General features: G+C 35.9%; 9 protein-coding genes. All 9 read right to left on the bottom strand.

Annotation, left to right across the window (positions count from 1 at the left end; translation table 11 throughout):
- Positions 1-162: 162 nt before the first annotated feature.
- Complete coding sequence (locus ABFR62_10865; protein ID MEN8138921.1) at positions 163-930, bottom strand: creatininase family protein; 768 nt, start codon at positions 928-930, stop codon at positions 163-165.
- 63 nt (positions 931-993) lie between these two features.
- Positions 994-1,320, bottom strand: a complete 327-nt coding sequence (locus tag ABFR62_10860) for an L-rhamnose mutarotase (GenBank protein ID MEN8138920.1) — start codon at positions 1,318-1,320, stop codon at positions 994-996.
- A gap of 73 nt (positions 1,321-1,393) precedes the next feature.
- On the bottom strand, positions 1,394-2,734 hold the full coding sequence (locus ABFR62_10855; GenBank protein ID MEN8138919.1) for a DUF4147 domain-containing protein: 1,341 nt from the start codon (positions 2,732-2,734) through the stop codon (positions 1,394-1,396).
- Positions 2,735-2,737: 3 nt separating this feature from the next.
- Entirely contained in the window at positions 2,738-3,610 is an 873-nt protein-coding gene (locus tag ABFR62_10850; GenBank protein ID MEN8138918.1) for an ROK family protein, read from the bottom strand.
- Positions 3,611-4,014: 404 nt separating this feature from the next.
- Positions 4,015-5,385: an aspartate aminotransferase family protein gene (locus ABFR62_10845; protein ID MEN8138917.1), complete on the bottom strand. Its 1,371-nt coding sequence runs from the start codon at positions 5,383-5,385 to the stop codon at positions 4,015-4,017.
- A 75-nt stretch (positions 5,386-5,460) separates the two neighbouring features.
- Positions 5,461-6,726, bottom strand: a complete 1,266-nt coding sequence (locus ABFR62_10840; GenBank protein ID MEN8138916.1) for a Gfo/Idh/MocA family oxidoreductase — start codon at positions 6,724-6,726, stop codon at positions 5,461-5,463.
- Positions 6,727-6,789: 63 nt separating this feature from the next.
- Positions 6,790-8,028 carry an Nramp family divalent metal transporter gene (locus ABFR62_10835; GenBank protein MEN8138915.1) on the bottom strand — a complete coding sequence of 413 codons (1,239 nt, stop codon included), beginning with the start codon at positions 8,026-8,028 and terminating at the stop codon, positions 6,790-6,792.
- 18 nt (positions 8,029-8,046) lie between these two features.
- Complete coding sequence (locus ABFR62_10830; GenBank protein ID MEN8138914.1) at positions 8,047-8,772, bottom strand: family 16 glycoside hydrolase; 726 nt, start codon at positions 8,770-8,772, stop codon at positions 8,047-8,049.
- Positions 8,765-10,087: a Gfo/Idh/MocA family oxidoreductase gene (locus ABFR62_10825; protein ID MEN8138913.1), complete on the bottom strand. Its 1,323-nt coding sequence runs from the start codon at positions 10,085-10,087 to the stop codon at positions 8,765-8,767. The genes ABFR62_10830 and ABFR62_10825 overlap by 8 nt, the downstream gene beginning before the upstream one ends.
- Positions 10,088-10,153: the final 66 nt, after the last annotated feature.

Here is a 10,153-nt window from a genome sequence, read left to right as displayed (position 1 = left end):
ATCATTCTTCTAAACTCAATATACTATTTGACACTATGTAGTAAAGATTTGGCACTATAGATAAGTAATTCAATTACTATTCAAAATGATTAATAACCTCAAAAAAAGGGAGAAACTCAATAAGCTTCTCCCTTTGTATAGTAAAATCAAAAATAACAACTACTATTTTTCATACAAATCATCAACATCGGCATCGGCCAAATCAACAAAATACTTTGCTATTTTGTTAGTAACATATTCAATAAATTTTTCTCCTTTTTCGGCTGTTCCTAATTTGGGGCTACCAACCCCGGTATCTACAGTAGCCTTAGTCCATTCGCGAGGTGTCCATGCCCAATTTTCGTTTAAGGCATCTATCTTTAACTTATGACTTTCACCATCTCCCCACTCTTCTTTTGGTAGTACCAGCTCAGGGTAAGCGTGCAACATAAAACTTGTTTCCATTTCATCGGCATGGTCTCCCTGATCGTCAAAAATCCCATCTTCATCTTTTATAGCGAACCAATTAACTGCCGAGATAAATACATCTGAATCTTTTTGAAGCTCTCTAATAATCCACTTAAAATCATTTCCACCATGACCATTTAAAACAACAAGTTTTTCTATTCCTTGCTTTTCTAAACTCTCAATAACATCCTGTAGAACTGCAAGCTGAGTAGAAGGGTTCATATTGATAGTTAGCTTAAGATCCATTTGCTGAGTGTTAACTCCAAAAGGAATCTCAGGTAATACAACTACTTTTGCTCCTTGTTCCCATGCTTTCTCTGCAGCCAATTCTGCAACCATAGCTGCTTCGTAATTATCAGTTGCATAAGGTAAGTGCCAACCATGTGCTTCGGTTGCTCCCCATGGAAGAATTGCTACTTTATAATCTATATCCTTAACTGATTTCCAGTTTGTTTCTTTTAATACGTATGGCCTTGGTTTCATTGTTCATTTGTTTTCGTTATAGGTAAAACTAACATAATAATTGAGACGATTCGTGAATCGTCTCTACGAGTTTTTTTTCATGATGTGAAAAACCTCTCTCATTCTGGTCATTTTAACAGAACCATCTGCGTTTTTGGCAAAAATAGGATCCATGTGTTTTCTCCAACGGGCAACAACATCCGACTTCCCAATTTCTTCCCAATGTTGTTTTGATTCGACGGTAATAACACCAAAAATTTCGTTAGTATCATCATCCATAAAAATATTATACTCTATAACCCCATTATTCAAAAACTGACTTTCCAATTCTTCCCAAACCGGATTATGACGCTTTTCGTATTCTTCTTTAAATCCTTCGTTTAATTGTATTCTAAAATTTATTCTTTCCATGTATTCTTTCTTACAATATAATATCAATTCGTGCATGATATTGGTGCCATTCGTGAATCGTACCTATAGGTTATCAATGCAATGTAGCATCAATCAAAACGATTTGAACATCCATAACATTTGTTCCACTTGGTCCTATCAATAACAATTCATCGGTTTCTTTAAAATAGTGGTAGGAATCATTATTATCAAGATATTCATTAATATCTAAATACTTATCATCTCCATTTTTTAAAGTTGTACCATCACAAACAGCACCTGCTGCATCTGTTGGCCCATCGTTTCCATCGGTTCCTCCGCTTAAAAAGGTAATTCCATCTGTTCCTTCAAGGGCTCTGGCGGCTGCAAGAACCATTTCCTGATTTCTTCCTCCTTTACCTTTTCCTTTTATAGTCACAGTTGTTTCGCCTGCGTATAAAAAACAATATTTTTTTCCTGATTCAGCTTTATTATATCTAAAGTCAACCGCATCTTCTACCAACTTCTCTCCCACTTCGCTTGCTTCTCCTTCAAGCTCAGATGTTACAATGACAGTTTCGTATCCAAGTTTTTCGGCTTCTTGCTTAATCTTGCTTAAGGCCAGTGTATTGTTACCCAGAACTAAATTTGAAGCTTTGTAATCTTCCAATTTTTCGTCAGAAACTATTTTAGTTTCTTTGGTTTTACCAGCATTAGCCCTAACAAAATCGATAGTAGAACCGGAAAGATTATATTTTTCAACTATGCGGTTAAAATCTTCTATATTCCTTTCTGCAGGATAAGTAATCCCTGATCCGATAATATCAATTTTATCACCAATTACATCAGAAATAACCATGGTTACTAAATCGGCAGGATATATGTACTTTAACAATCCTCCTCCTTTAATATCTGATAAATGTCGGCGGATAATATTGATTTCGTCGATACTTGCTCCTGAATCTAAAAGATCGCTTGTAACAGCTTGTTTTTCTTCTAAGCTCACTCCCTCTACCGGTAGTGGAAGCAAGGCAGATGCTCCACCCGACAAAAGATTTATTATCAAATCGTTTTCCGTAGCTTTTTTACAGATATTGACAATAGCTTGCGCTCCTTTCATTCCGTTTTCATCCGGTACAGGATGGCTGGCTTCAAGAACATCTATTACTTTTAAAGCAGCCTTAAAACCGTACTTACTAACAATAGTACCGGAAGTGATTTTTGCTTCCAGTATCTCTTCCAGTTTTTTGGCCATTGCTGCAGTAGCTTTTCCGGCTCCAATAACAATAACATTATCATATTTCGACAAATCAATCACCAAAACCCTGCCCGATTGATTTTTAATCAGCATTTCATTATTATTAAGCGATATACTATTACCCAATAAAACATCGGGTTTTACTTCATTAACGCCTGATTTAAAAAGCTCTACAATATCTATATATCTACTGTCCACGTGTTAGTGCTTAATATTAAATCCTTCTTCTTTTCCGTCGTAAACCAAAGCTCCTGCTCCTAGTACTGCTGCTTTGGGCTCATTAGAAAAAGCTATTTTAAGTTTTTTAATTTGCTCCTGAACAGGGAAAGTCTTTAATACTTCGTGAATTCCATCTACAAAGAACTCATTTCCTCCAGCAATGGAACCACCAATTACAATAAGCTGCGGATCATACACTAAAATCAAAGTATATATTGCTTCACCTAAATTGTTCCCATACTCTTTAAAAATCCTTAATGCTTCTGCATCGCCTTCTTTTGCCTTATTGTACAAATCCAGTCCGGTAGTATTATACTCCTTCTTAAAGAATTGAGAACTGCAATAATGCTCTAAATCATGCTCCTTATATTTAATAGCACATATTTCTCCAGCAGCAACATTCTTTCCTGAGTACAATCTATTATTAACAACCACAGCTCCTCCTAATCCTGTACCAAGAGTCATTGCAACTATATCGCTATATTCTTTTCCATGACCGAAATATTTTTCACCAATAACAAAACAGTTTGCATCATTATTAATAAAAACTGGCACTTCAAATACAGAAGTCAAATATTCTGTAATTTTTAATCCATTTAAAGAAGGTATATTTACAGTATTGATAATAACTCCCTCTTCGAGATCCATTACTCCCGGTAAGCCAATACCAATACCTTCTACTTCATCATTCAGTACATTATTGATGGCAGTTACAATTGCCTCTAAAACTTCTTCCTGAGTTGCATTCTGTGGTGTAGGAACTTTGCTTTCTTCCAAAACATCTCCTCCTACAATTAGTCCACTGTGGATTTTTGTACCACCTAAATCAACTCCAATTATCGTATTACTATTCATAATTCTATATATTTTTTATAGAATGAATTCAAGATAAGAACTCCTAAACCCATTAAAATTATTATCAATAATCTATATTAATCTCAACCTAATAAAAGCAAAAATTAATTAATAGCTTATAGCATTCACTATAACCATCAAATTAAAAGAAAGAAACTGTTTTATACAATACACAAAGTGGCAATAAAAATCACTTTTTGATCCACATCACTTACAATAAAACTGATTTTAATAGACTATTTTTAAGCTTCACAGATATCCCAAATCTGTTAATTCTATATGATACTTTTAGCTTTGCTTTATGAATCTTAGTGGTTAATAAATTTCCTCTCATCGGACTCTGATTAAAAAGCCCCGCTGGTTCAAAAGTACCAGCAGGGCAAAATTTATTGTACTAAATTATTTTATCCTAAAATTTCATCCACAGCTTCTTCGAATACAACAATAGACTCGCGAAGTGCTTCTTCTGTAATATTTAATGGAGGAACTACTTTAAGTGTTGCCCCCTGTAATCCTACCGGCGCAAACATCAATAATCCTTTGTACAATGCAGCTAGATTGATTTTCTGAGCTGTTGCAGGATCAGGATCTTTTGTTCCCGGTTTTACAACCTGTATAGCTGCAACCAGACCTCTTCCGTTAAATTCTCCCAATACATCCGGGTATTTCTTTTGAATTCTTTCCAACTCAGGATTAAGGATCTCTCCTAATTTAGCAGCTTTCTCAACCAAATTCTCCTCCTCGATAATTTCTAAGTTTGCCAAAGCAGCGGCTACCGGCAGTGGTGATGCCGAGTGAGTTGAAGTCATAGATCCCGGTGCATAAAGTTCCATTATTTCCTTACGACCAATTACAGCCGACAAAGGAAGTGATGAAGTAATACCTTTTCCGGCAGCGATTAAATCGGGCTTAACATCGTAGTGTTCGAATGACCAGAATTTTCCTGAACGCCCGAATCCAGCCTGAACTTCATCCATAATCAAAACTATATCGTATTTCTTACAAAAAGCTGAAAGTTCCTGTGCGTACTCGTATGGCAAAAACTCTGTACCTGCTCCCTGATAAGACTCAGTCATAACTCCTGCAATTTCTTCCGGTTTAACACCTTGCTCCTCTATTGATTTAAGAAATAGATCAAATGATGTATCCGGCTGACGATATCCATTAGGAAAAGGAACCTGAATAAACGATTTATCAGCTGATTCTCCAATCCATGTTTTAAGAGTCGGAATACCACCTGCTAACTGTGATCCCATTGTACGACCATGGAAAGCATCAGTAAATGTTACGAAATATTTCTTTTGCGGACCATGCTTTTCCATAGCGTAAGTCTTAGCAAGCTTAATACAGTTTTCAGTAGCTTCTGAACCTGATGAAAGCAAGAATACTCTATAATTTTCAGAATCAGGCGATTTACCTGCCAAAGCTTCTGTTAGCAAAGCTCTTTTTTCGTGCATAAATACATAAGTCGAAAGCAAATCATTATCGACTGCTTCTTTCAAAGCATCTTTAATTTTATCGCGTCCGTGACCTGCATTTGTAATAAGTACTCCTGAAGACCAGTCGATCCAACGGTTTCCCCATTTATCCTCAATTGTAAAATCCTTTGCTTTGTGCCAAACAACAGGAGGTTGCCCCTGCATTGAACGAGGTTCTGATTTTACTATTCTTTCAAATATCTCAACTGATTCCGGTACAGGAATAGCTGTCTTAATACTTCTGTATTTTGTTTCTATCTGCGGTACTTCAACCGGTGTTAAATCATATACTGCCATGATTTTTCTTTTATTTCTGAAACGCATGTTTATGTAAGCTTGTTAACAGTACATATATACGTTTCTATATTCGTATTATTTTCCTCTAACTAATTCCACGTGTGCATTATCGCCGTAAACTATTTTTACGCGATCACCGTCATTCTCTATTGACAAACGGGCTGCTTCAACTACTAATTCGTTTATGTACGAATTTGCTGGTGTTGCAATTTGATTTTTAGCATCAACTTCCTTTATCAATTCGCGACGTTTTACTAAAGATTCTTCTTCCGACAAACCTTCAACTGCTTTTTGGATTTCCAACGATTGTACAATAGTTGCATTTACAGATTCTACTCCATAACCTATTGGTTCCAGACCTTCGCCCGTCCATGGTGCCATTTGTACAAAATCAGGATTAACAAATCCAAAGTATTTATTTACAGGACCTGTAGTTTTTTCAAGGTATGAATTCTGCACTCCACGGAAATGGTCGTCATGCTTTATCATTCCGGCTCTTTCTTCACCTTCACAATACATTACAAGCCCCTGATCGTTACCTCCGGCCGCATCATCAGGATAACCTAATCCATCTGTTACATTAAGCAAAGCTCCATTCTCGAAACGAACACGTCCGTTTGCCCACATATAACCTTCGTTACCATTAGGGAATTTTCCTTTTACCCCCTGAACAGAAACTTCAATCGGTTTTAATTCTGATATATAGTAAACCAAGTCAACATAGTGACAACCTACATACACAAAGGGATCGGTTTTATCTGTGGTAAACCAATTCTGGAAGTTTGAATAACGATAATAATATGGCTCAATCATTTTCGCTTCTCCCATTTTGAAGTCACCGAATTTACCTGCCATATAGTTTTTCTTTGCCAATCGTGCTCTTCTATCGAAACGTTTATGATATTCAATACCAACGAACAAACCTTTATCAAGGGCAAGTTTTTCCAATTCAACAGCCTGTTCATATTTTAAGACCAATGGTTTTACACACAACACATTCTGCTCAGCTTCCAAAGCCTCTTTTACAGCAGTATAGTGAAGCTGATCGGGTAATGCCACAACAACAACCTGACGTTTTTTCATATTACCCAATACTTCTCTGAACAAATCAGGATACAATTCATCCTCATATCTATCCACTGATGGGTAGGCATTGAAATCCTGTCCCGGGAAATTATCTTTCAGATCCTGGTTTTCCTTTAACTCTTTTAATGGAGCACTATTTAATGCTGATATATTTATTTCGTTAACAATACCTGTTCTTTGCAGGTGATAAATTGCAGGAAGAATGAGATCATTCGTAATCATTCCTCCTCCTACTATTGTTACATCTATTTTCATCTTACTTATTTATCTTTTTTAACTGTGTTGGCTTCGACCCAATGCCCAAATAATCTAAAACTATTACAACATCTCTGCTAATGAGAAATACGCTGTTACCAATGAAAAAATGATAACTGCCATTATTCCTATATTCTCCTTTAACTTTGCCTTGTATTCACCAATAAACGATTTACGGTTTAACAATATAAATGCCGGTATTACTACTGCCGGAAGAATTAGTGTTTGAAAAGCCTGAGAAATTATCATTACAGCAATAGGACGTTCGTCCATGAACTGCATTCCGAAGGCAAATATTAATGCTACGAAAGTTAATGTTCTGTATAACGGAGATTTGATATCTCTTGGTTTTTCGTTATAATCACTTAATAACCAAGGAGCTATAAGTACTATAGGGAATACAGTTGAAATACCTGCACCTACAATACCAAAGATCAAAAGAAAGGCTGCCGCTTTTCCTCCAATAGGCTCAAACATGCTTATCATCTCTTTAGTTTCATTTAACTGAAGCCCCATTACTTTTAATGTTCCGGCACTTACAGCCATTATAACTCCGCTAAGGAACAACATCATTATTGCAGAAACAGCAGAATCTTTTCTCTCAATTTTCAGGTCTTTCAGACTCCATCCTTTTTCTGCTACTACAGTACTACGCATAATAAATACAGCTGCCGAGCAAGTAGTACCGGCCATTGCTGCAATAATTTTCATAGCTCCATTTGAAGGGATACTTGGTATCAGTCCATTAAGAATTTCACTGAAATCAGGTTTCACAAGGATGAAAACAACGATAAAACTCAGAGCCATAATTATTACAAATATTGTCAATACTTTTTCGAATGACTTGTAGCTACCTTTCCAAATCAATGCATACAATATTGTTGTAATAAACAACGTAATCCATATTCCGATATTATCAGAACCAAAAGTTGGATCAATGATATAAATTCCTTCCTTAATAAGGTCAACAACAATTCCCATTACTCCCATAAGAGCCATTACCTCTCCTATAACCAAAGCTATAAATATGTAAAGGGCAAGCGGTTTTCCTATTTTGCCAAATTCGTGTTTAATGTTTGCCAGTGCCGTTTTACCAGATACAATAGTAAGTTTCCCATAGGCAACCATAAGTACATATGTAAACAATGCTGATAAAACAACCGCCCAAAAAAGTGACATTCCATATTCTGCACCTGCCTTTGCCATAGTTGTAACACTACCTGTTCCAATATTGTACCCTATCAGAAACAATCCCGGTCCTACAGCCGCAAGGGCTAATTTTATTTTTCTTTTTATATCCATATCAAAATCTCAGTATTCTTATTTCTTTTTTTTATCAGAGTTATACATAAGTTTAATGTTTCTGAAACTACCATAGTCATCAAAAGATCCAACTCCTACACTTCCATGCATTAGAGTTTTATCTTGTATATCATGAATTGGTTTATCCATATCATCTACATAAACTTTTACAGACCCTGATTCTATTTTTCTAACAATTTTTATTTTATGCCATTCATATCCGTGTAAACGAGCTTTTGAATCTTCCTCCAGCTTTGTTGTTATTGGCAGTCGGTCGCTTCCATTCACCACTCCTATTATATTGTGATATTTGTGATTTTCGTTTGATACATGTACATAATAAAAGTGAAGAGAATCCTGAAATGCAAAATACACAATCACATCTCTTCCTTTGATAGTGGAATCGACAAGACTTTTAGCTTCGAGAGTTAACTCAAAATCAGTAATATCCAAATCCTTCAGTACTGCAAATGAGGATGGTTTTCTGATAGCCCCAAACTCTCCTTTATGTAAAAGATTCAAACGAAACTCTCCGTTTTCCTTTTTTACTTCCCAGTTATTATCGTCGTTTGTCAACCATTTTGATATCGCAAATTGTTCAACGCTATTAACTTCGAGTTTGTTCGGGAATTTTAAATTCCCTTTTCTATTTTGTTCTTCACTACAAGAAAACAAAGTCAAAGCGGCAACAATCGTTAGGAAAAAATTATTCATTGCTCTTTCAATCAAGGACTCTTTAACCATTATATTCAGGTTTCCAGTATTCTATTGTGTTATTTCGGTTTGATAAGTTAGCCATGTGAACACTAATAGCTGTCTTCTTTCCATCTGTTACAGAAATATCAACCGGAGCTCCTTCAACTACCATATCCAGTAAATGCTTATAACTGAAGATAGTATCGGCATTATAAGTATACATATTATCGTTGTAAGATTCGTAAACATCATCTTCAACAGTAAGGGTTTTCTTTTCAGAATCTTTTATGATCTTTATCGAAGCTCCTGTTACCCCATCAATATCAGCCTTATCCTTAAGTTTTGGATTTGGAGTAATTTTCACATCGTGCTTCACTCCCATTCTAAACTCTATGGTTGCCAACTCTCCGTATATTTTAAAAAATCCACCTTCGTACTGAGATGCTCTGTTTGCACCAAAGTGTCCGTGAAATCCTTCGGGATATTCATATACTGTATCAACATTATCATAGGTTGTACGACCGTCTTTCCAATAGTTAATACTACCCGAACTCATTGCTTTAATAGGATGAGTACCCAGTATATAGTTTGTAGTATCCACCAAATGCGTAATAATTTCGGTCATCAATCCACCGCAGTACTTAGTATACTTACGCCAATTAACCATTTCCTCCCATTTTGGATCTACCTTGCCGGAAGCAAACTGATCAAGTTTTCTTCCCCAATCGTTATAGCTATCCCAACGACCTTCTATATGAGTTATTTTACCAAGAACGCCTGAATCTACAACTTCTTTGACTCTGTTTACTGAAGGGTTTTTTCTATGCTCATGTGCTACACGAAATATCTGATTAGGTCTTGATTTCACAATTCTTTCTAATTCGATAGCTTCCTCGATAGAATAAACCATCGTCTTTTCGCAATTCACGTGCTTTCCAGCTTCCAGAGAATCTTTTGCTATTTGAAAATGACTTACTAGCGGAGTATTTACAACTACCACTTCCACATCCTTATTTGCCAATAATTTCTTGTAGTCTGTATAAGTTTGAGCATTAGGTGCAATAAATTCTTTCGCTTTTTGAGCTCGCTCAGGAATTATGTCACACAAAGCAATAACTTCGAAATTTGGTATTGCATCCAATGCATACTTTATCTGCTCTTGTAATCTCTGTCCGGTTCCAATAAATCCAATCTTAACCTTTGCATCCGGCAGGTTCAAAGGAATCATTTCTTTTGATCTATCACACGATGATAATGCAGGAAGGGCTGCTCCCCTTAAAAGTCCAACTCCACCAATCATCAATCCGGTTTTTTTTATAAAATCCAGACGAGATATTTTTCCTTTATTTGGTTTATCTTTCATTTACTTATGTAATTATACATTTACAGAAATGTTATTGTATTATAATTTCAATTGCATGTGCATGTG

This window comes from Bacteroidota bacterium (assembly GCA_039714315.1).
Taxonomy (GTDB): Bacteria; Bacteroidota; Bacteroidia; order Flavobacteriales; family JADGDT01; genus JADGDT01.
This window is presented reverse-complemented; position numbering and strand designations above follow the sequence as displayed.

Bases quoted from the DNA above. Each gene is read 5' to 3' on its own strand.
- ABFR62_10845 (MEN8138917.1), bottom strand. From the start codon at position 5,385: ATGGCAGTATATGATTTAACACCGGTTGAAGTACCGCAGATAGAAACA.
- ABFR62_10830 (MEN8138914.1), bottom strand. From the start codon at position 8,772: ATGGTTAAAGAGTCCTTGATTGAAAGAGCAATGAATAATTTTTTCCTA.
- ABFR62_10835 (MEN8138915.1), bottom strand. From the start codon at position 8,028: ATGGATATAAAAAGAAAAATAAAATTAGCCCTTGCGGCTGTAGGACCG.
- ABFR62_10865 (MEN8138921.1), bottom strand. From the start codon at position 930: ATGAAACCAAGGCCATACGTATTAAAAGAAACAAACTGGAAATCAGTT.
- ABFR62_10840 (MEN8138916.1), bottom strand. From the start codon at position 6,726: ATGAAAATAGATGTAACAATAGTAGGAGGAGGAATGATTACGAATGAT.
- ABFR62_10850 (MEN8138918.1), bottom strand. From the start codon at position 3,610: ATGAATAGTAATACGATAATTGGAGTTGATTTAGGTGGTACAAAAATC.
- ABFR62_10825 (MEN8138913.1), bottom strand. From the start codon at position 10,087: ATGAAAGATAAACCAAATAAAGGAAAAATATCTCGTCTGGATTTTATA.
- ABFR62_10860 (MEN8138920.1), bottom strand. From the start codon at position 1,320: ATGGAAAGAATAAATTTTAGAATACAATTAAACGAAGGATTTAAAGAA.